The following is a 20296-nucleotide window of genomic DNA, read 5'->3' on the forward strand; positions in this document are numbered from 1 at the left end:
AGCACGGGCAGGCCAGCTGCGCTGGTCGCTGATAAAGCTAGGAATGCTCGCCGCCGCACGCTGTCCTCCTGCCTGAGGATGTCCACCCTAGGCGGGGAGAGACGCGGATAGGCCGTAGTTCCGGTCTGTCGCGCTGTCGTCGAATGCTGATTGGATACGGCTTCGGCCAGACCGACCTCGGCCACCGGAATGCCCAGCGCCGTGCAGAACCGGCGTAGGACCTCGACATCAGTCAGAGGCGAGATGCCGCGCTCGTACCGGGAAACCTGAGCGGAGGAGTACCCCGTCAGCTGTCCCAGTTGTGCCTGGGTAAGTCTGCGCCCAAGCCGGGCTCGGCGTACCACCAGGCCTGTCATCACTGCAGACGTCGACATTCAGCCCCGTTCCCCCGTACCAGCCGCGCCACCCCTGTCGGACTTTAACTCCGATCCAGCGACCGCAGAAGACGAATTGCATGGTTTGCAAGTTGATGAGCATCAGGCGACCGTGCCGCTATCCGCTCCAGCTCGGGAGCCGTCTACTGGAAACACGTCAGGAACCTGGCACAGCAGTAGCTTTCGAGAATCGGAGTGTCATGACCGGCACGTCTGTTGGCGCATTGCGCCCTCTCCCTGAAGCCGCGCTTCACCGAGAAACAAGCGCACCTCCGGTCGGAAATCCGACGGGCGGGCCCGCCAGGCTCACCGCCGAGCAGTTCCGTCGTCACTTGATCAGCCAGCACATTCCGGTGAAATACGTAGCCACTCTGGATACCGGTGAGTTCCAGGTTTACCTCCCCGCCGGTATCGCACCACGCCAGTTCCAGGCACTTCTGGAGCGCATCGAAGCGCTGCCGGAAGTACGTAGCGCACAGCGGCCACCGATAGGCCGGGGCGCTGACGTCCTGTTCGTTACTCCCTCGTGGCTGCCGATGGGGCAGATAGAGGGATCGCCCTGATCGGCCGTCCGTCCCGGCCGTCTCCCTCCGTCGGCCGCGTCGGACGGTCCTGAGACCTTCGGACGGCTCAAACGGGGTGGGCCTTCCGAAGGTTGCGGGGGCCGGTGCCCGGGACCTCCTTCCCAAGCCGGCACCGGTCCCCACCGCGATCGTCGTCTCGGTGCACTCGCCCAGCCGGGATCCGTTCCCCGACTGCGCTATCGGCATAGTGGACTGGGCTGCCCCGTGTCTTCATGCCCGGGGTACCGCATCAAGGAGAGTCCATGACCGCTGTTGTTCTGACCACTGATCATCTGGCCTGGACAACCATTGCGGACGGCTTTCGTGCCTGGCTGATGGACGCAGGCGAGGAGACCTGAGCCGGTCAACCGGGAGCCGGACAAGTGCCTGCAGCTGCGGTGGTTCGCGGTGCAGGACCTGCCCGAGAACCTGATTCCCTATCCGGCCGCGGGGTTGCGGGGGTATCTCGGCGATGACCCGGGATCACTCTGCACGGCTGGCCGGACAACGCCGGGCCCGGCTGATCACCAGGGCATCACCGTTCCGTCCCAGCTGAAGAACGCGCCGGTCGGGCCGTTGTCATCGAGAAGGGCCAGGCGTACCGCTCCCTCGGCCGCCTCGGCCGGGTCTTCGCCCAGGGATCGGGCCCGGCCGTTCAGGTCGGTCGCCCGCAGGCCGGGGGCCAGGGCGTTGATCCGGAATTCGGGCAGGGCCTGGGCGTAGAGCGTGGTGATCATGTTCAGGGCGGCCTTGGACGAGCGGTAGCTCACGGCGGCGGGGGAGTGCATGGCGGGGGCGCCGGTGGCGGACGCCCGCACCGCTTCGTCGGTGCTGGCCCCCAACGAGGCCGTGCCGCTGGAGATGTTGACGATGCGAGGGGCGGACGAGCGGCGCAGGGTGGGGAGGAAGGCGTTCGTGACGGCTACGACGCCGAAGACATTGGTCTCGTAGGTGGTGCGGAAACTGTCCACCGACGCTTCGGGGCCGATCGCCCCGTCCACCATCATTCCGGCGTTGTTGATCAGGATGTCGAGGGCGCCGATCGCCGAGGCGGCGGCCGCGATGCTCTTCTCATCGGTGACGTCGAGCTGGACGAAGTGGCAGTCGCCGCCGATCTCCTCCACCGCCCGGCGGCCGCGTCCGGCGTCGCGGGAACCCAGGTGCACGGTGAGGCCGGCCTGGACGAGCTGCCGGGCGATCTCCTGGCCGATGCCCTTGTTGGCGCCGGTGACCAGCGCAATCGTGGAAGTCATGGGACCAACGCTGCCGCCCGCGTCCTCAGTTATCCAGGTACCGGTGATACCCGAATAACCACGGGGAAAAGCGCGTTCAGGGAACATGCCGAGAACCGAACTGGCCCGGTTCCTGCGCGACCGCCGGGAGGCGCTGCGCCCCGTGGACGCCGGGTTGCCCCCGGGCCGCCGACGCCGCACGCCCGGGCTACGCCGCGAGGAGGTCGCCGAACTCGCCGGGATGTCGGTGGACTACTACGCCCGGCTGGAACAGGGGCGTGGTCCGCGTCCCTCGCCGGGCGTGCTCGAGGCGGTCGGCGGCGCCTTGCGTCTGGAACCGGCCGAGCGCATCCACCTGTTCCGTCTGGCCGGCAGCACCCCGCAGGCGCCGTCCGCACCGACCCGCCGGGTGCGTCCTCACGTGGCCGGTCTCCTGCACCGGATGCCGGGCACGGCGGCCGTGGTGACCGCCGCGAACTATGACGTGGTGGGCTGGAATCCGCTTGCCGCAGCACTTCTCGGGCCGCAAGAGGGAAGGAACCTGGCCCGCCGCCGATTTCTCGGCCAAGACGTCAGCGCGTCTACGGCCCCGGAATTCTCGGAGATCGTGGTGACCCGGCTACGAGGGGCGGCCGTGCGCTATCCGCACGATGCCGCCCTGAACCGGCTGCTGAGCGACCTGCGCGAGGGCAGCGAGGAGTTCCGCGAGCTCTGGGCCCGTAACCCGGTGAGACTGCCCGGCCACCAGGTGAAGACGCCCGAGCATCCGGAACTCGGCCGCCTGCGCCTGAACTGCGACGTTCTCGCGGTGCCGGAAGACGATCAGCAGGTCGTCTTCATCACCGCCGACCCGGGCAGCGCCACCGAGCGGGCGCTGCGGCAGCTGGCTGCCCGGGCCGTCGTCAGCGCTACCTGACCCCGTACTTCTCGCAGGCCTTCTTCAGAGCTTCGGTGGTGCAGACCTTCCCGGCCGTGGTGGCCCCGTCGTCGATGACGTCCTGCACGTTGTCCGCGTAGATCGCCTGGGGCTCGATCAGCACCGACTTCACCGGCTGATTGGTCTTGGTGTCGGTGACCGTGCCGCTCGCGACGGCGTCGGCGCCCGCGGTGTCACCCTTGATCAGCTTCACCGTCAGGTCGACCGCGGCGGCGGCCTCCTTGTTGATCGACTTGTAGACCGTCACGCACTGGTTGCCGAGCAGCACCTGCTGAAGGCCCGTGTCGGTGGCGTCCTGCCCGGTGACCGGCACCTTCCCGGCGCGGCCCTCGGTCTTCAGCCGGGCGATCACCGCACCACCCAGGGTGTCGTTGGCGGCGGCCACCCCGACGAACTTGCCCTTGAGCTCGGTGTTGATCTGCTCGAACAGCGTGCCGGCCTTCTGGCTGTCCCAGTCGGGCACGGCCTGGTCGGCGGCCACGCCGTAACCGGCGTCGCGGATGGCCTTGTCATAGCCCTGCTTGAACAGCGTGGCGTTGTTGTCGGTCGGCGAGCCGTTCAGCTCGACCACGTCACCGGTCGTCGTCCCCTCGTCCTGAAGGCATTTCACCAGGCCTTCACCGATCGTCGTGCCGACCAGCACCGGGTCGACCGCGACGTAGTACTTCGCCCCGCCGCCCAGCGTGAGGCGGTCGTAGTCGATCACCGGGACACCCGCGTCCGTCGCCTTCTTGATCACCGCGGCCCCGGAGTCGTTGTCCAGATTGACGATGAGCAGAGCACTCACGCCCTGGCTGATCATGCCGTCGGCGATGGTCTGGAACTTGGTCTTGTCGCCGCCCGCGTTCTGGATGTCGACCTTCACGCCGGCCTTGGTGAAGGCCTCGGTCAGGGCCGGTCGGTCGGCGTTCTCCCAGCGGGGGGACGAGGCGGCGTCGGGCAGGATCACCCCGACCGTGCCCTGCGGGGTGGTGCTGCCGGTCGTGGAACCCTCGGAGTCACCACCGCAGGCCGAGAGTGTGAGCAGGGCTGCCGAGCCGATCGCGGTCGCGGCGAGCATCTGTCTGCGCATGGATCCGGTCCTCCCTCTGCCCGGCCTCTTTGCCGGGCGTGGAACAGGACGTCAGACCCGTCATCGGCCCTGACGCGGATATGTTGCAGGGCGCAACCTATGCCTGTTACCGGAGGATTGACCAGGTTTAACTGGGGACCTGGGAGCGCGTACGCCACAGCCAGTAGAGGCCGATCATCGGCAGCACCAGCGGCACGTACCCGTAGCCCTGCCCGAAGTTCGACCACACCGTCGCGTCCGGGAAGTCGCCGGAGTCGAGCACGCTGAACAGGCCCACCCCGATCACGCCGATCAGCTCGAAGGTGCACGTGATCAGCGCGACCCGGCGCCAGGTCGCGCCCGGGCGGGCGAGGGCCAGCGTGGCGACCACGTAGACGATGCCGGAGAGCAGCGACAGCAGGTAGGGCACCGGGGCGTTGCTGAACTCCGTGGCGATCTGGACGATCGCCCGGGAGCAGGCGGCCAGGGCGAAGATCGCGTAGACGGCCACGAGAAGCCGTCCCGGGCCAGAGGTGCGGGGGTCATCCACCGACGGTGCTCCAGATCTGAAACATCCGGGCCGTCATCACGGCCACGGCAAAGCAGGCAACGAAGATCACCAGGACGCTGGTCCTGGACTTGTCCGCGGCCGACCAGAACACTCCTGCGGGCAGGATCAGCAGCTCACTGGCGGCGTAGGCGATGAAGGTGGCGGTCTCGTCGGGTCGTTCGCCGCGCGTCACCAGCACGATCGCGACGATCAGCTGGACCAGCAGCAGCACCTCGAAGGCGACCAGCACCAGCAGCATGGTGTTGCTGGCCCGGCGGTCACGGGCGAAGAGCAGCACGCTCCAGATCGAGGTGATCAGGCCGAGGACGATCACCGGGCCGGACAGGATGCTGCTCACGAGGAGGCACTCTAATGGGGGTGTCGTGGCACCGCGCCTATCGGGCTGATCGCCCGGTGCACCAGGATGAGGGCATGTCTTATGTGGTCATCAACGTACTGACCGTTCCCGGTGGACGCGGCGAGGTGCTGGAGCAGCGCTTCAGCACCCGCGCCGGCATGGTGGAGAACAGTCAGGGCTTCGAGCACTTCGAGCTCCTGCGCCCGGTCGAGGGCACCGACCAGTACCTGGTCTACACCCGGTGGAACACCAAGGAGGACTTCGAGGCCTGGCAGTCCTCGCAGGCCTTCGCCCGGGGCCACGGTGAGGGCAGTACCCGCCCGGCCGGCGACGGTCCCGCCGCCACCGGCTCGAGCATCTGGGCCTTCGAGATCGTCACCGAGGCCTGAGGGTGTTTTCCTAGATTGAGGACGAGGGTGCTCGCCCCGGCGGGAAACCGCCGGTGGCGATCGGTCCCCACCGCTCGGGGGTGATCCGGATCAGGCTCTTGCCCTGCTTGACCATGGCCTCGCGGTACTCGTCCCAGTCCGGGTGCTCGCCGGCGATGCTGCGGAAGTACTCGACCAGCGGCTCCACCGAGTCGGGCAGGTCGATCACCTCGGCGGTGCCGTCGACCTGGACGTAGGCGCCGTTCCACTCGTCGGACTGGATGCAGACCGACGCGGTGGGGCGGCGCTTCAGGTTGATGGCCTTGGCGCGCTCGGGGTAGGTCGAGATGACGATCCGGCCCTGCGGGTCGACGCCGCAGGAGACCAGGGACAGCTGCGGGCTGCCGTCGGAGCGGGTGGTGACGAGCGTGGCCCGGTGACGCGGCCGGATGAACTCCAGCAGCTCTTCGAGCTCCACGCGCTGCGCGGTGGCAATGGTTGGCATAACGTCAATCTAATGCCGGGCTGACCTGAGGCTCCTTAGCGTGCGGCGTATGCGATACACCAAAAGGGTCCTCGCGGGCTCAGTAGCGAGTTTGATGTTGTGCGGCGGCATTGCGTTCTCCGCCTCGGCGGCGGAACCGGAGACGGTGACCTATACGGCCGGCGACGCCGTGATCGCCAACCCCGAGCGCGGCTTCTACAAGCACACCGAGACCCACAGCACCGGGTACACCCCCTTGAGCGCGGAAAACCTTGCCGGATATCGGAATCAGGGCATCACCCAGATTCTGCGGGTGTTCTACCTGGAAGATTTCGCCTCCGGTGCCGCCATCAGCGACGCCTATCTGGCCAAGGTGCGTGCCGACCTCGACACCGCACGGGAAGCCGGGATCTCGGTCATCGTGCGCTTCGCCTACGCGCAGGGCGGCGACTGGCCGTACAGCGCGCCTTACGGTGACGCCTCGCTCGACACCGTGCTGGCCCACATCGACCAGCTGAAGCCGATCTTCAGCGATGACGCCGACGTGATCGAGCTCGTGCAGCAGGGTTTCATCGGCCTGTGGGGTGAGGGCTATTACACCGATCACTTCGTGGCCGACCCGGCCAACCCCGGCGTGGTCACGGCGGCCGACTGGAAGAAGCGCAACGCCGTGCTGAAGGCCCTGCTCGACGCGGTGCCGGACGAGCGGATGGTGGCGGCCCGCACCATGTTCTCGAAGCAGCAGTACGTGGGCTCTTCCGACCCGCTGACGGTTTCGGAAGGCTTCAGCGGGTCGGACCAGGCTCGCATCGGCCATCACAACGACTGTTTCCTGGCCTCGGCCGACGACTACGGCACGTTCCTGTCCGACCCGATCACCCTCGACCAGGAGTATCTGGAGGCGGACAGCGCCTACCTGCCCATCGGCGGCGAGACCTGCGGGGTGAACGCGCCGCGCTCGGAGTGGGCCAGCGCCTCGGCCGAAATGGCCCGCTACCACTACAGTTACCTCAACCGTGACTACAACACCGACGTGCTGAACAGCTGGGGCGAGGCCGGTCTCACCGAGGCGGCCCAGAAGCTGGGCTACCGCTTCGTGATGACGGAGAGCTCGGTCTCGGACGATGCGGTGTCGCTGAGCGTGCGCAACGACGGCTGGGCCGCGCCCTACAACCTGCGCACGGCGCAGCTGGTGCTGAAGAGCGCGGACGCCACTCACACGGTGGCCTTCGACGGCAACGCCGATGTACGCACCTGGGCGCCGGGTGAGACGGTCGAACTCAACGGGCTTCTGGACGAGGTGCCGGCCGGTACGTACGACATCTACCTCGCCATCCCATCGGCTTCGCCGGCTTCGGAAGATGACCCGAACTACGCCGTCCAGGTCGCCAACGAGGGCACGTGGGACGCGGCGACGGGGCTGAACGACCTGAAGCAGAAGGTCACGGTCAGCTAGAGGTGAGATGGGGTGCCTGCCTCTTCGCCGAGGAGGTGGGCACCCTCGTCCCTCTGTTCGTCCCCGCCCTTTCGCCCGTGATCATGCAAATCCCCCAGCCTTCTGCCGGGCGGTGCCCCCACTCCCCGGCGTTCTAGAACTGTGGTCTCGAGAGTTCTAGAACGCCGGGGAGGTTTTGCATGATCACGGAAGGGTTCTTTCAGGAGGACAGGTCGACCACGCCCATGTCCTTGTCGCCCGAGCCCGTTGCTGTGCGTTAGCGAACATCCTGATCAGGAATGACCCTCTGTGGGGAATCGCAAATTTTAGTCACACAATATGGTGTAAATCAGTTTAAACTGTCCGAAGGGCGAGACAAGTGCCACGCGACTCCAGGAGGCGTGCGGTGCCCTTAGTGCCTAGGGTTACAAGGCGTGAATGACGTCACGATGGGTGAATCGTCATCGGATGTTCCTCTCCGTCACCACCCGCGTCGCCTCTGACACGCGGACCGAGGACCTGATCAGGAAGGCCGACCCCGTGTCGCACCAGTCGCAGCAGCAGCGAGACCCCGACCATCGCAGCGACCTCGTGGTGGTCGCGAATCGCCTGCCCGTCGACCGCAAGATCGCCCCCGACGGCACGTCCACCTGGAAGCCCAGCCCGGGGGGCCTGGTCTCGGCCCTCGAGCCGGTCATGCAGCGCAACTCCGGTGCCTGGGTGGGCTGGACCGGGGCTCCCGGCGACGCCCCCGAGCCGTTCGAGGCGCGCGGTATCCACCTGATCCCGGTGGAGCTGAGTAAGAAAGAGGTGGAGGACTTCTACGAGGGCATGTCGAACGGCGCCCTCTGGCCCCTCTACCACGACGTCATCGCCCAGCCGCAGTTCCACCGGCACTGGTGGGAGGCGTACGTCAAGGTCAACCGGCGGTTCGCCGAGAAGGCGGCGGAGAACTCGGCGGAGAACGCGCTGGTCTGGGTGCAGGACTACCAGCTTCAGCTGGTGCCGCAGATGCTCCGGGCCCTGCGGCCCGACCTGCGCATCGCCTTCTTCAACCACATCCCCTTCCCGCCCTACGAGATCTTCGCCCAGTTGCCCTGGCGGCGGCAGGTTCTCGACGGTCTGCTGGGTGCTGACCAGCTCGGCTTCCAGCGTCCGGCCGACGCCAACAACTTCCTGCGCGCCTGTCGCCGCAACGGCCTGGCCACCCGCCGGGGCATGGTGCACCTGCCGGCCGAGCCGCGCTTCGGTAGCGCCGACCACCACCCCTCGCGCGAGGTGCGGGCCGCCGCGTTCCCCATCTCGATCGACTCCGAGTCGATCGACGCGCTCGGCCGCCGCCCCGACATCCAGGAGCGCGCCCGCGAGATCCGGCGCGAGCTGGGCGATCCCAAGGTGGTGCTGCTGGGCGTCGACCGCCTCGACTACACCAAGGGCATCCTGCACCGGCTCAAGGCGGTGGAGGAGCTCTTCGCCGAGGAGGTGCTCAGCCCGCCCGACGCCGTGCTCGTGCAGGTGGCCACCCCGAGCCGGGACCGGGTCGAGGAGTACGAGAAGATGAAGCGCGACGTGGAGGTCACGGTCGGGCGCATCAACGGCGACTATGGCCAGCTGGGCCACCCCGCCGTGCACTACCTGCACCAGTCGCAGGACCGCGAGGAACTGGCGGCGCTGTATCTGGCCGCCGACGTCATGTTGATCACCGCCCTGCGCGACGGCATGAACCTGGTGGCCAAGGAGTACGTGGCCACCCGGCACGACGAGCAGGGCGCCCTGGTGCTGAGCGAGTTCGCCGGGGCCGCGATCGAGCTGCCGCAGGCCTTCCTGGTCAACCCGCACGACATCGACGGGGTGAAGGCCGCGATCGTGCGGGCCGCCGGGATCTCGCCGCGCGAGGCCACCCGCCGGATGCGGGCCATGCGCCGTCGGGTGTTCGAGTTCGACGTGGCCCGCTGGGCCTCCACCTTCCTCAAGGTCGCGGCCTCCGCCGCGGCCGAGCCGATGCAGTCCCCGCCGCACCGGGTGCACATGCCGGCCACCGAGAGCATCGAGCTGTCGGCGATCCTCGCGGCCGCCGAGGCCCGGAACGACCCGGCCGCGGCCGAGGCCCGGGCCGAGAGCGACTCCACCGCACAGGTTCCGGTAGACGAGGGGCGTAAGTACTGGGAGGCCGGCGACTCCACTCCCTACGACGACGCGTACGAGGAGAAAGACCTGGACGACCCCGAGGGCCTGGAAGAGCCCGGGCACGTGCTGGACGATCCGCTGGTCGTGATCGACCCGGAGAACCGGCGCCCGGCACTGTCTCTCGGCCTGGTGACGGCGCTCGAGGGCTTCGCCATGCATCCCTCGCTGCTCATCGCGATGGACTTCGACGGGGTGATCTCCCCGATCGTGGCCGACCCGGACGCCGCCCGTCCGCTCCCGCACGCCCTGCGGTATCTGAACGAACTGGCCTCGCTGCCCGGTGTCCGGGTGGCCCTGGTCTCCGGCCGGCAGCTGGACGACCTGGTGCGGGTGGCCACACCGCCCGCGCGGGCTCTGCTGGTCGGCAGTCACGGGGCCGAGTTCCGCGACCCGCTGGGTGAGTCCTCGGCCGGCTCCCCGCTGACCGACGCCCAGGCGGAGCTGCTGGCCAAGGCCACGGCCGAGATGGAGGCCATCAGCTCGCGGCATGAGGGCACACACGTCGAGACCAAGCCCACCGGCGTGGTGCTGCACACCCGCCGGGCGATGCGTCCGGTGGCGGCCAAGGCCACTCAGGAGGCTCTCGACGGGCCCGCCTCGTGGCCCGGTGTGCATCTCACCCACGGCAAGGAAGTGGTTGAGCTGTCGGTGGTCTCGGTGACCAAGGGCACCGCCCTGCGGCGCCTGCGCTCGATCACCGGGGCCGACGCGGTGCTCTACGCCGGTGACGACGTGACCGACGAGCGGGCCTTCGCCGTGCTGCGCACGGAGGCGGGTGACGTGTCGGTGCGCGTGGGCTCCGGCGAGACCCGGGCCGACCACCGTCTGGGTTCCCCGGACGAGGTGGCGACCATGCTCGGGCTGCTCGTCGACCTGTGCGGTGAATGAGGCATAACTGATGCATAACCAGGCCGATTACGCCACCGGGGGCCTAACGGGTACGGCCTGAACATCTCGACATGCCGCCCCACGCGCCCCGTGATTCGATCTTGGTGTCGGAAAGAACAGATGGCGCTAGACGCCTCTTTAGAGTGACGGGAGCTTGTTCATGCCTCTCTGGCTGATCCTCATCATCGTCGGTGTCGTGCTGGCCGTTCTCGGCTTCGGTGGCGTCGGCAACCTGCTCATCTGGATCGGTGTGATCGTGCTCGTCGTGGGCGCCGTTCTGGCACTGGTCGGCCGTTCGAGGGTCTAGCACCCTGTGAGCGCCGTCCGACCACGGCCACACATTCATCGTGGGCGTCACCTGAAGAAGGTGACGCCCACGAGGCGTTGGGCGGGTCGTCGCCAGGAAGCGCTCTTCGGCCCCCGGTCTTTCCGCTCTACGGCGGCGGGTCCCTCCGCCGGACGGCCCTTTTCGGATCGGCTCTATGCACCTTGGCCTCCTCGTCACCGCAGGGGAGTCTGGGGACAGGGGCACGGGCGGTTCCACTGACGGGCTTCACCCGACCGGACTAAAGGTCACCGGAACGACTGCCGAACTCCGCTGGGAAAGCGCGGGTTGCCCCGAACGGGTGCACCCGCTGGTGCGGAGAGAGGTGGCACGGTGCGAGCGAAACGGCGACGATCACGGGTCCGCGACACGGCTGCGGTTCTCGCACTGGCCACGGCGCTCGTGGGTGGCCCGGCCCTGAGCGCGGCGGCGGACGAGCCGGTGCCCGGTCAGGACGACGTGCGGCGGGCCCAGAGGAAAACGGCCCAGGCCCAGTCCCGCGTCGATGCGATCCAGGCCCGGATGGACGCGTCGGCCCGCCGGGTCGAGGCCGCGAACGTGGCGCTCAGCCAGGCCGCCGAGAACTACGACTATGCCCAGGTGCAGCTGCAGGCCGCGGCGAAGGCCTCGGACGAGGCCCAGGCGCTCGCGCAGCGGGCGAAGAAGCGGCTGGACGGTGCCGAGGGGGATCTGGGCCAGCTCGCCGCCCAGGCTTACCGCAGCGGCGGTCCGATAGCGCAGCTCGACGTACTGTTCTTGCCGCAGGGCCCGCAGGACATGCTCGAGCGGGCCTCGATGATGCAGGTGCTGGCCGGGCATCGGCAGAGCGTGCTGCGCCGGGCCGACTCGGCCCGGGTGGTGGCCAACAGCCTGACCGCGCAGGCCGAGCAGGCCCTGAAGCGTCGCCGGGCCGCGGCCCGGGTGCTGGAGCAGGCTCAGCAGGAGGCCGAGCAGAAGGCCGCCGCCGCGCGGGCCGCGCTGGCGCAGGACGCCCGGCAGCGCGGCCAGTTGCTCACCGAACTGGCCGCCGCCCGCCGCACCTCGGTGGCGATCGAGCGTCAGCGCGAGGAAGGGTTGCGCCGGCAGGCCGAGGAACGGCGTGAGGCCGCGGCCCGGAAGGCGGCCGCCGAACGCGCTGCACAGGCCGCCCGGACCGCTCAGGCCGAGCGGGAGGCGGACGACAACGATTCGGACTCAAGTTCTGGTTCGGGCTCCGGTTCGGATTCTGGTTCGGGCTCTGGGAGCGGCAGTTCCAGCGGGTCCACCGCGTCGGGCGGCTCGTCCGGCGGCAGCAGCTCGGCGGGTGCCGGTGCGGTGTCCTGGGCCCGCGGCAAGCTCGGCCTGCCCTACCTCTGGGGTGGTGAAGGCCCCGGTAGTTACGACTGCTCGGGCCTGGTGATGAAGGCCTGGGCGCAGGCGGGCGTGGCCCTGCCGCACTCGTCCCGGTTGCAGTACGCGTCGGTCCAGCACGTCTCGTACGCGAGCATGCGCCCCGGCGACCTGATCTTCTTCGGCACCAGCCCCGGCAACCCCGCCTCGATCCACCACGTGGCGATGTACATCGGCGGCGGCCAGATGATCGAGGCCCCGTACACCGGCGCGTTCGTCCGGATCGTGCCGGTCCGCAGCTCCGAGGCCATGCCCTACGCCGGCCGCCCCTGATCACGGAAAAAAGGATTGTTCGCTTCGGGGGGCGGGACCTCGTCCTCCATGCGGGCCACAAAACCCGACGGGGCCCCTCGACGGTGAGGGGCCCCGGTCGTGCTGAGCTGTGAGAACCTGTGAATATCAGTGATACGTGCCGTTCGCCTTGGCCTCGATGAGCCGCTTGCGCGAGTTCTCGATCTCGATCTCGGCCGCGGCCTTGTCGGCCCAGGCCGCGTCCTCGACCGACTTGCCCGGTTCGAGGTCCTTGTAGGTCTCGAAGAAGTGCTGGATCTCGAGGCGGTAGAAGTGGTTCACGTCTGTCAGGTCCTGGAAGACCTCCAGACGCGGGTCGCCCGAGGGGATGCAGAGGATCTTGTCGTCCCCGCCCTTCTCGTCGCGCATGTGGAACATGCCGATGGCCCGGCACTTCACCAGGCATCCGGGGAAGGTGGGCTCCTCCAGCAGGACCAGGGCGTCCAGCGGGTCGCCGTCCTCACCGAGCGTGTTGTCGATGAAGCCGTAGTCCGCGGGGTAGCGCGTGGCGGTGAAGAGCATGCGGTCCAGGCGAATACGGCCGGTCTCGTGGTCGACCTCGTACTTGTTGCGCTGTCCCTTGGGAATCTCGATGGTGACGTCGAAGTCCACGGGTGTTCGCTACCTTCCGGCATGTGGTGTGGGCGGCCCAGCGTAATCTGGTACCTCTGGACCATGGGTTGTGATCGGGGTGTCTGACGTCACCCAGCGGACGTCCAAGCAATGGGTGATCCGCTTGTCTGTCGTGTTCGCTGTTCTCGTCGCCGCACTGATCGTCGCTCTGACGGTACTTGGTCCGTTCGGCGATCGGCAGTCGACCTCCCCGCAACAGGCCCTTGCGCCCTTGACGGAGAGGGTGCCCGGTGCATCCCTGCCTGAGCAGGAATCGCCCGAGGTTCTGCCCGCGGTCGACGCGGCGGCGCCGGAGATCTCCGCGACGAAGCTCACAGAGCGCATGAGCAAACTGATGAGCAGCAAGGCCCTGGGCAAGTCGGTCTCGGTCGACGTGCTGGACCCGCTGACCGGCGAGCACGTGCTCAGTCGGGCCTCGGGCACCGCGCGCACCCCGGCGTCCACCGCGAAGCTGCTCACCACCGCGGCCGCGCTCTCCGCCCTGGGCCCGCACGCCACCATCACCACGTCGGCCGTGTTCGACGACGACACCGTCTACCTGGTCGGCGGCGGAGACGTGCTGCTCGGGGCGGGGGAGAGCGACGAGGACGCGGTGGACGGGCACGCCGGCCTGGCCACGCTGGCCGAGCAGGCCGCGGCCGCGCTCTCGGCCAGTGGCCCGACCAGCGTGAAGGTCGCCCTGGACGACGCCCTCTTCGAGGGGCCGGCGATGGCCGAGGGCTGGGACGCCTCCGACGTGACGAACGGCTACGTGGCCCCGGTCTACGCGGCCGAGATCAGTGCCGGACGGTTGCGGGAGGGCAACTACGTGCCGCGCTCGGCCGACCCGGGCAAGGCGGCCGTGCAGGCGTTCGCCAAGGCCCTGGCCGAACAGGGGATCACCGTCGAGGGAAAGATCACCCGGTCGGAGGCCCCCGTCACGGCCACCCCGCTGGGCAAGGTGCAGTCCGCGACCATCGGCGACCAGGTCGAGCTCGCGCTCGACCACAGCGACAACACGATCGCCGAGGCCCTGGGCCGGCTCGTCGCCATCGAGCGCGGTGAGGGGGCGACCTTCTCCGACACCGGTCCCGCCGTGCTGAACGAGCTGGCCGAGCAGGACGTGGAGGTGGGCGGGGCGATCCTCGCGGACGGCAGCGGACTTTCCGCTGAAAGCAGAATCCCGGTGCAGGTGCTGACGTCGGTGCTCGCCCTGGCCGCGGGCGAGAACGGCGCGCAGTTGCGGCCGATGCTCAGCGGGATGCCGATCGCCGGGGTCTCCGGCACGCTCGCCGAGCGCTTCGAGGCGGATTCGGAGAGTGCGGCGACCGGCCTGGTCCGGGCCAAGACCGGCACGCTGAGCGGGGTCAGCTCGCTGGCCGGGACGCTGGTGGACGAGGACGGGCGCTACCTGGTGTTCGCGGTGATGGCCGACAAGGTGCCCTCCACCGTGGCTGCCCGTGAGGCCCTGGACCGGTTCGCCACCGGTCTCGTGGGGTGCGGTTGCTCCGGGGGGTAACCCGTACCGTGGGTCCATGGCAGCGGATCCGGTGGTGGCTGAGCCCGTCGACACGATGATCAACTGGGACCTCGCGGCCCGCACGGCGGCCCGGGTCGGGCGTTCCGGCCCGGATGTCAGCGTGGCGCAGGCCCAGCAGATCGTGGGGGAGCTGCGCCAGGCCGCGGCCACGGCGCACCCGCACGTGCAGTCGGTCACCGGGCTCACGACGAACCCGGGCGAGGGCGTCTTCGTGGTGGACCGGCCGGGCTGGGCCCGGGCCAACATCACGGCCTTCCGCACCCTGCTGGCCCCCGTGATGGCCGAGGTCCAGGCGAAGAACGAGGAGCGCGGCAAGGCCGGGGCCGGGCAGAGCGCGATCGGCAGCCGGGTCACCGGCGCCGAGATCGGGGCCCTGCTCGGGGTGCTCTCCAGCCGCGTGCTCGGCCAGTACGACGCGTTCGCCAGCCCGGGCCGGCTGCTGCTGATCGCGCCGACGATCGTCACGGTCGAGCGTGACCTGGAGGTCGTGCCCGAGGACTTCCGGCTCTGGGTGTGCCTGCACGAGGAGACACACCGGGTGCAGTTCACCGCCTCGGACTGGCTCGCCGACCACCTGCTGGGCGAGGTCCGCAGCCTGATCAGCGAGCTCATGCTGGAGCCCGGCCAGGTGGCCGACCGCTTCGGCCAGGTGCTGCGCGGGCTGCCCGACATGGTGCGGGGTGAGGGCGACGGGCGCTCGGTGCTCGAGGCCGTGCAGACCCCGCAGCAGCGGGAGAAACTGGCCCGCATCACCGCGATCATGTCGCTGCTGGAAGGCCACGCCGATGTGATCATGGACGAGGTCGGCCCGCAGGTCGTGCCCACCGTGGCCACCATCCGCCAGCGCTTCACCCGTCGCCGGGCCGGCCGGGGCGCCATCGACCAGCTGCTGCGCCGGCTGCTCGGCCTCGACGCCAAGGCCCGGCAGTACGCCGACGGCGCGAAGTTCGTGCGGGGGGTGACCCGGGAGGTCGGCATGGAGGGCTTCAACGCGGTCTGGACCTCGCCGCAGACCCTGCCCGAGCCCGCGGAGATCAACGACCCGAAGGCCTGGGTACGCCGCGTGCATGGATGACGTCACGGCCGTCCACGTGGCGGTCCGGGACGCTCTGGCGGACCTTTCGGGCAGATCCGGCCCGGTTCTCGTGGCCTGCAGCGGTGGGCCCGACTCCCTGACGCTCGCCGCGGTCACCGTCACCACCGCCCGGGCCCACGGGTTCCGCGCCGGGGCGGTGGTGATCGATCACGGCTGGTCGGCCGCGGCGTCCGCGGCCGGGGCGCAGGCGGCCGGGGCCTGTCGCGCGCTGGGTCTGGATCCGGTGCGTTTCATGACGGTGGACGCGGGTGGCCCCGGGGGGCCCGAGGCGGCCGCCCGGGTGGCCCGGTACCAGGCCCTGGAAGCCGTGGCCGCCGAACTGGGGGCCTGCGCGGTCCTGCTCGGCCACACCCTCGACGACCAGGCCGAGACCGTCCTGCTCGGCCTGGGGCGCGGTTCGGGGGCTCGCAGCCTGGCCGGCATGCCCGCGGTCCGGGGCGTCTTCCGCCGTCCGTTCCTCGGGCTGCGGCGGCAGGTCGTGGCCCGGGCCGGCGCCGCCCTCGGCCTGCACCCGTGGCACGACCCGGCCAACGACGACCCGGCCTACACCCGGGTGCGGGTGCGGCGGCTCTCCGGGGAGCTGGAGGGGGCCCTGGGGCCCGGGGTGGTCCCGGCCCTGGCCCGGAGCGCCCGGATGCTCAGGGAGGACGCGGACGCGCTGGACGCGCTCGCGGCCCAGTTGCTGGAACCGTTGCTGGAACGATCCCTCACCGGCGCGCACGAGGTGGCCGTCGAGCCGTTGCGGGACGCTCTGCCCGCCCTGCGCCGCCGGGCCCTGCTGGGGCTCGCGCGCCGGGCCGGCTGCCCCGGTGGGGCCCTGGGACACCGGCACGCACTCGCGCTGGAGCGGCTGGTGATCGCCGGCCGGGGCCGGGCGGATCTGCCCGGGGGAGTGGTGGCCCAGGTCATGACCGCCGGGCGGGGGCCCCGGCTGAGCCTGCACGGCCGGATTGTGGCAGGCTGAGATGCCGCCGGATCCGGCGCGACACCCCACTTCCGAATGCACCTGGGAGATACGTGGACGCCTCCGACATGGGTTCGGACCTGGAAAAGGTCCTGCTCACCGAGGAACAGATCCAGGCACGACTCGGCGAGCTCGCCGAGCAGATCGAGAAGGACTACGCCGGTCAGGACGTGCTCCTGGTGGGCGTGCTCAAGGGCGCCATCATGGTGATGGCCGACCTGAGCCGCACCCTGCACCGCAGCTACGAGACCGACTGGATGGCCGTGTCGTCGTACGGCTCGGGCACCAAGTCGTCCGGTGTGGTGCGCATCCTGAAAGACCTGGACCGCGACATCAGCGGCCGGCACGTGCTGATCGTCGAGGACATCGTCGACTCCGGGCTGACGCTCTCCTGGCTGATCGCCAACCTGAGCTCGCGCGGCCCGGCCTCGGTCGAGGTGTGCACGCTGCTGAGGAAGCCGGAAGCGATGAAGGTGGACCTCAAGGTCCGCTACGTCGGGTTCGACATACCCAACGAGTTCGTGGTCGGCTACGGCCTCGACTACGCCGAGCAGTACCGCAACCTCCGGGTGGTGGGCACCCTCGCGGAGCACGTGTACTCGAGCTGACGCCGCCTGGCTCCACCTGGCGCCAAGCTGTGAGCGCAACTGTGAACCGGCAGGAGCGGAACAGGAGGACGATGTCCTCCGTTCCACTCATAGCTGCCTTCCGGACGTGCGTCGGTAGTAGCCGGAGAAAGCGTCCGGAAGCGGCGACGTCCGCAGCAAGATGTGCACGGGCCGCCGGGTCGAGGCCGGGTCGGTCTGTGGGCATCGGTGTACCGTCGTCCTATTGAGCACGAGCAGGAGGGTCGGGGCCTTTTTGGCTCCAGGTGAACACACGGCATGGACGTCAAACGACTGACGCGGGGGCCGGCGATCTGGGTGATCGTCTTCGTGGTCCTGCTCATCATCGGGGCCCGCGTGTTCGCGCCCAATCAGGTCTCGAAGATTGACACGTACCAGGCCATCGACCTGATTGAGCAGAACAAGGTCGAGAGCGCCACCCTCATCGACGGTGACCAGCGCATCGAGCTGACCCTGAAGGCCGGCAACGAGATCAAGGGCCACCTTCAGGTCGAGGCCAACTACATCTCCCAGCGCGGCGACGAGCTGGTGCAGCTGCTGAAAGACAATGAGCCGGCCAAGGGCTTCACCGACAAGGTGCCGCAGTCCTCATGGTGGTCCAGCCTGCTCATCGGGGTGCTGCCGCTGATCCTGCTGCTCGCCGTGTTCTGGTTCCTGATGGGCCAGATGCAGGGTGGCGGCTCGCGGGTGATGAACTTCGGCAAGTCTCGTGCCCGGCTGGTCAGCAAGGACACCCCCAAGGTGACCTTCGCCGACGTCGCCGGTGCCGACGAGGCGGTCGAGGAGCTCCACGAGATCAAGGAGTTCCTGGCCGAGCCGGCCAAGTTCCAGGCCGTCGGGGCCAAGATCCCCAAGGGCGTGCTGCTCTACGGCCAGCCCGGTACCGGTAAGACGCTGCTCGCCCGGGCTGTCGCCGGTGAGGCGGGCGTGCCGTTCTACTCGATCTCCGGTTCCGACTTCGTCGAGATGTTCGTCGGTGTCGGTGCCTCCCGCGTGCGTGACCTGTTCCAGCAGGCGAAGGAGAACGCTCCGGCGATCATCTTCGTCGACGAGATCGACGCGGTGGGCCGCCACCGGGGTGCCGGTCTCGGCGGTGGGCACGACGAGCGCGAGCAGACCCTCAACCAGCTGCTGGTCGAGATGGACGGCTTCGACGTCAAGACGAACGTCATCCTGATCGCGGCCACCAACCGGCCCGACATCCTCGACCCGGCCCTGCTGCGCCCGGGCCGTTTCGACCGGCAGATCTCGGTCGAGCCGCCGGACATGAAGGGCCGCACGAAGATCCTCAACGTCCACTCCAAGGGCAAGCCGATGGCTCCCGACGTGGACCTCGAGGGTGTCGCCCGCAAGACCCCGGGCTTCAGCGGTGCCGACCTGGCCAACGTGCTGAACGAGGCCGCTCTGCTGACTGCCCGCGCCAACGCCCGGGTGATCGACGACCGGGCCCTGGACGAGGCGATCGACCGGGTCATCGCGGGGCCGCAGAAGCGCACCCGGCTGATGAGCGAGAAGGAACGCAAGATCACCGCGTACCACGAGGGTGGTCACGCGCTGGTGGCGGCGGCGATGAACAACACCGAGCCGGTCACCAAGGTCACGATCCTTCCGCGGGGCCGCGCCCTCGGCTACACCATGGTCCTGCCGCAGGACGACAAGTACTCCACCACCCGCAACGAGATGCTCGACCAGCTGTCGTACGCGATGGGTGGCCGGGTGGCGGAAGAGATCATCTTCCACGACCCCACCACGGGCGCCTCGAACGACATCGAGAAGGCCACCGGCATCGCCCGGGCGATGGTGACCCAGTACGGCATGTCCGAGCGGGTCGGTGCGATCAAGCTGGGCCGCAGCAGTGGTGAGGTCTTCCTCGGCCGCGACATGGGCCACGAGCGCGACTACTCCGAAGAGGTGGCCAGCGTCGTCGACGACGAGGTGCGCCGCCTGATCGAGGCCGCTCACGACGAGGCGTACCAGGTTCTGGTCGAGAACCGCGATGTCCTCGACACCCTGGTGCTGACCCTGCTGGAGAAGGAGACCCTGAACCGGGCGGAGCTGGCCGAGATCTTCGGTCCGGTACGCAAGAGCCCGGTGCGCCCGGTCTGGCTGTCCAGCGAGCGCCGCGCCGTCTCCGACATCCCGCCGGTGCTCAGCCCGGCCGAGCGTCGCCTGGCCCAGAACGGCAGTGCGGCCTCGGCCAACGGTTCGGCCAACGGCCACGGCGCCGAGCTCGGAGACCTGAACTAGGTTCGGTACGAACGATCCCCGCAGGTTCCCTCGCGCAGGGGGAGCCTGCGGGGATTTTCATCTCCCGGCGGCGGGGCGCCGGAATTCGCCAATCACTGGAGAACCACGTGGCACACGAGCTGGACACCGTCGCCGACACCCCGGCCGAGGGACTGGACCCGAGCGTCGACACCGCCCGGATCGAGTCCGCCGTGCGAGAGATCCTGCTCGCCATCGGGGAGAACCCCGACCGCGACGGTCTGGTGCAGACCCCCGCCCGGGTCGCCCGGGCCTATGCCGAGATGTTTGCCGGTCTGCGTCAGGACCCGTCCGACGTGCTCTCCACCACCTTCGACCTCGGGCACGAGGAGATGGTGCTGGTCCGCGACATCGAGCTGTACTCCTGCTGCGAGCACCACCTGGTGCCGTTCCACGGCGTCGCTCATGTCGGCTACATCCCCAGCTCCGACGGCCGGATCACCGGGCTGAGCAAGCTCGCCCGCCTGGTCGACCTCTTCGCGAAGCGCCCGCAGGTGCAGGAGCGGCTCACCACACAGATCGCCGATGCGCTCGTCGAACACCTGAAACCTCGCGGTGTGATCGTGGTGGTGGAATGTGAGCATCTCTGCATGTCCATGCGTGGCGTGCGCAAGCCGGGCTCGCGTACCGTGACGTCCGCGGTGCGTGGCCAGCTGCGCGACCCGGCCACCCGCGCCGAGGCCATGAGCCTGATCGTCGCCCACGCGCGCTGACCGCACGAATCTGCTGACGAGGAAAGAGGCCGTGGCCCACATCCAGCT

Annotated in this window: 19 protein-coding genes and 1 pseudogene; 13 read left to right on the forward strand and 7 right to left on the reverse strand. The window is 69.1% G+C overall.

What is annotated here, in order from left to right:
- Positions 1–185: 185 nt before the first annotated feature.
- Positions 186–374: pseudogene (locus QSK05_RS36230) on the reverse strand (helix-turn-helix domain-containing protein); the annotation flags it as partial.
- A gap of 200 nt (positions 375–574) precedes the next feature.
- Between QSK05_RS36230 and QSK05_RS04345 the strand changes: the two are divergent.
- Positions 575–937 carry a hypothetical protein gene (locus tag QSK05_RS04345; RefSeq protein WP_285594130.1) on the forward strand — a complete coding sequence of 121 codons (363 nt, stop codon included), beginning with the start codon at positions 575–577 and terminating at the stop codon, positions 935–937.
- 524 nt (positions 938–1461) lie between these two features.
- On the opposite strand, the gene QSK05_RS04350 is transcribed toward QSK05_RS04345, so the two are convergent.
- Complete coding sequence (locus QSK05_RS04350; RefSeq protein ID WP_285594132.1) at positions 1462–2190, reverse strand: SDR family NAD(P)-dependent oxidoreductase; 729 nt, start codon at positions 2188–2190, stop codon at positions 1462–1464.
- An 85-nt stretch (positions 2191–2275) separates the two neighbouring features.
- Here QSK05_RS04350 and QSK05_RS04355 point away from each other — a divergent pair, with 85 nt between their 5' ends.
- Positions 2276–3085: a helix-turn-helix transcriptional regulator gene (locus tag QSK05_RS04355; protein ID WP_285594134.1), complete on the forward strand. Its 810-nt coding sequence runs from the start codon at positions 2276–2278 to the stop codon at positions 3083–3085.
- Here QSK05_RS04355 and QSK05_RS04360 read toward each other — a convergent pair.
- From QSK05_RS04360 to QSK05_RS04370, 3 genes are all read right to left on the reverse strand, one after another.
- The gene (locus tag QSK05_RS04360) at positions 3078–4178 is read right to left on the reverse strand and encodes a sugar ABC transporter substrate-binding protein (protein ID WP_285594135.1); all 1101 of its coding nucleotides are present in this window, start codon (positions 4176–4178) and stop codon (positions 3078–3080) included. The two genes, QSK05_RS04355 and QSK05_RS04360, sit on opposite strands and share 8 nt — an antisense overlap.
- A 127-nt stretch (positions 4179–4305) precedes the next feature.
- Entirely contained in the window at positions 4306–4707 is a 402-nt protein-coding gene (locus QSK05_RS04365) for a hypothetical protein (protein WP_285594138.1), read from the reverse strand.
- Entirely contained in the window at positions 4700–5065 is a 366-nt protein-coding gene (locus tag QSK05_RS04370) for a hypothetical protein (RefSeq protein ID WP_285594140.1), read from the reverse strand. Before QSK05_RS04370 ends, QSK05_RS04365 begins: the two co-directional genes overlap by 8 nt.
- Before the next feature lie 74 nt (positions 5066–5139).
- On the opposite strand from QSK05_RS04370, the gene QSK05_RS04375 reads away from it, so the two are divergent.
- The gene (locus QSK05_RS04375) at positions 5140–5454 is read left to right on the forward strand and encodes an antibiotic biosynthesis monooxygenase family protein (RefSeq protein WP_285594141.1); all 315 of its coding nucleotides are present in this window, start codon (positions 5140–5142) and stop codon (positions 5452–5454) included.
- 10 nt (positions 5455–5464) lie between these two features.
- Here QSK05_RS04375 and QSK05_RS04380 read toward each other — a convergent pair whose 3' ends face one another.
- Entirely contained in the window at positions 5465–5938 is a 474-nt protein-coding gene (locus QSK05_RS04380; protein WP_285594142.1) for a PPOX class F420-dependent oxidoreductase, read from the reverse strand.
- A gap of 49 nt (positions 5939–5987) precedes the next feature.
- Here QSK05_RS04380 and QSK05_RS04385 point away from each other — a divergent pair, with 49 nt between their 5' ends.
- The 4 genes from QSK05_RS04385 (at position 5988) to QSK05_RS04400 (ending at position 12414) form a co-directional block, all read left to right on the forward strand.
- Positions 5988–7373 (forward strand): DUF4832 domain-containing protein, encoded by a 1386-nt coding sequence (locus tag QSK05_RS04385; protein WP_285594144.1) that lies wholly within the window; start codon positions 5988–5990, stop codon positions 7371–7373.
- A 447-nt stretch (positions 7374–7820) separates the two neighbouring features.
- Positions 7821–10427: a trehalose-phosphatase gene (gene otsB, locus QSK05_RS04390; protein WP_285594146.1), complete on the forward strand. Its 2607-nt coding sequence runs from the start codon at positions 7821–7823 to the stop codon at positions 10425–10427.
- Positions 10428–10587: 160 nt separating this feature from the next.
- On the forward strand, positions 10588–10734 hold the full coding sequence (locus QSK05_RS04395; protein ID WP_231487235.1) for a hypothetical protein: 147 nt from the start codon (positions 10588–10590) through the stop codon (positions 10732–10734).
- 351 nt (positions 10735–11085) lie between these two features.
- Entirely contained in the window at positions 11086–12414 is a 1329-nt protein-coding gene (locus QSK05_RS04400) for a C40 family peptidase (RefSeq protein ID WP_285594148.1), read from the forward strand.
- Positions 12415–12540: 126 nt separating this feature from the next.
- Here the strand turns inward: QSK05_RS04400 and QSK05_RS04405 are convergent, their stop codons facing one another.
- Positions 12541–13044 (reverse strand): inorganic diphosphatase, encoded by a 504-nt coding sequence (locus tag QSK05_RS04405; RefSeq protein ID WP_285594149.1) that lies wholly within the window; start codon positions 13042–13044, stop codon positions 12541–12543.
- 79 nt (positions 13045–13123) lie between these two features.
- On the opposite strand from QSK05_RS04405, the gene dacB reads away from it, so the two are divergent.
- The 6 genes from dacB to folE all read left to right on the forward strand — a co-directional run bounded on the left by dacB (position 13124) and on the right by folE (position 20248).
- Positions 13124–14563 carry a D-alanyl-D-alanine carboxypeptidase/D-alanyl-D-alanine endopeptidase gene (gene dacB / locus QSK05_RS04410; RefSeq protein WP_285594151.1) on the forward strand — a complete coding sequence of 480 codons (1440 nt, stop codon included), beginning with the start codon at positions 13124–13126 and terminating at the stop codon, positions 14561–14563.
- Between the two features lie 16 nt (positions 14564–14579).
- On the forward strand, positions 14580–15659 hold the full coding sequence (locus tag QSK05_RS04415) for an Rv3626c family coenzyme F420 biosynthesis-associated protein (protein ID WP_285594153.1): 1080 nt from the start codon (positions 14580–14582) through the stop codon (positions 15657–15659).
- Positions 15652–16644: a tRNA lysidine(34) synthetase TilS gene (tilS, locus tag QSK05_RS04420; protein WP_285594155.1), complete on the forward strand. Its 993-nt coding sequence runs from the start codon at positions 15652–15654 to the stop codon at positions 16642–16644. The genes QSK05_RS04415 and tilS overlap by 8 nt, the downstream gene beginning before the upstream one ends.
- Positions 16645–16697: 53 nt before the next feature.
- Positions 16698–17252 (forward strand): hypoxanthine phosphoribosyltransferase, encoded by a 555-nt coding sequence (gene hpt, locus QSK05_RS04425; protein WP_352299909.1) that lies wholly within the window; start codon positions 16698–16700, stop codon positions 17250–17252.
- Positions 17253–17528: 276 nt separating this feature from the next.
- Complete coding sequence (ftsH, locus tag QSK05_RS04430; protein WP_285594156.1) at positions 17529–19517, forward strand: ATP-dependent zinc metalloprotease FtsH; 1989 nt, start codon at positions 17529–17531, stop codon at positions 19515–19517.
- A 107-nt stretch (positions 19518–19624) separates the two neighbouring features.
- Positions 19625–20248, forward strand: coding sequence for a GTP cyclohydrolase I FolE (gene folE / locus QSK05_RS04435; RefSeq protein ID WP_285594158.1), 624 nt, complete (start codon positions 19625–19627; stop codon positions 20246–20248).
- Positions 20249–20296: the final 48 nt, after the last annotated feature.

The sequence above is a fragment of the Kineosporia sp. NBRC 101731 genome (assembly GCF_030269305.1).
In the GTDB taxonomy this organism is placed as follows: domain Bacteria; phylum Actinomycetota; class Actinomycetes; order Actinomycetales; family Kineosporiaceae; genus Kineosporia.

Coding starts and splice junctions, on each gene's coding strand:
- QSK05_RS04345 (WP_285594130.1), top strand. CDS start 575: ATGACCGGCACGTCTGTTGGCGCATTGCGCCCTCTCCCTGAAGCCGCG.
- QSK05_RS04350 (WP_285594132.1), bottom strand. CDS start 2,190: ATGACTTCCACGATTGCGCTGGTCACCGGCGCCAACAAGGGCATCGGC.
- QSK05_RS04355 (WP_285594134.1), top strand. CDS start 2,276: ATGCCGAGAACCGAACTGGCCCGGTTCCTGCGCGACCGCCGGGAGGCG.
- QSK05_RS04360 (WP_285594135.1), bottom strand. CDS start 4,178: ATGCGCAGACAGATGCTCGCCGCGACCGCGATCGGCTCGGCAGCCCTG.
- QSK05_RS04375 (WP_285594141.1), top strand. CDS start 5,140: ATGTCTTATGTGGTCATCAACGTACTGACCGTTCCCGGTGGACGCGGC.
- QSK05_RS04380 (WP_285594142.1), bottom strand. CDS start 5,938: ATGCCAACCATTGCCACCGCGCAGCGCGTGGAGCTCGAAGAGCTGCTG.
- QSK05_RS04385 (WP_285594144.1), top strand. CDS start 5,988: ATGCGATACACCAAAAGGGTCCTCGCGGGCTCAGTAGCGAGTTTGATG.
- otsB (WP_285594146.1), top strand. CDS start 7,821: ATGTTCCTCTCCGTCACCACCCGCGTCGCCTCTGACACGCGGACCGAG.
- QSK05_RS04395 (WP_231487235.1), top strand. CDS start 10,588: ATGCCTCTCTGGCTGATCCTCATCATCGTCGGTGTCGTGCTGGCCGTT.
- QSK05_RS04415 (WP_285594153.1), top strand. CDS start 14,580: ATGGCAGCGGATCCGGTGGTGGCTGAGCCCGTCGACACGATGATCAAC.
- tilS (WP_285594155.1), top strand. CDS start 15,652: ATGGATGACGTCACGGCCGTCCACGTGGCGGTCCGGGACGCTCTGGCG.
- ftsH (WP_285594156.1), top strand. CDS start 17,529: ATGGACGTCAAACGACTGACGCGGGGGCCGGCGATCTGGGTGATCGTC.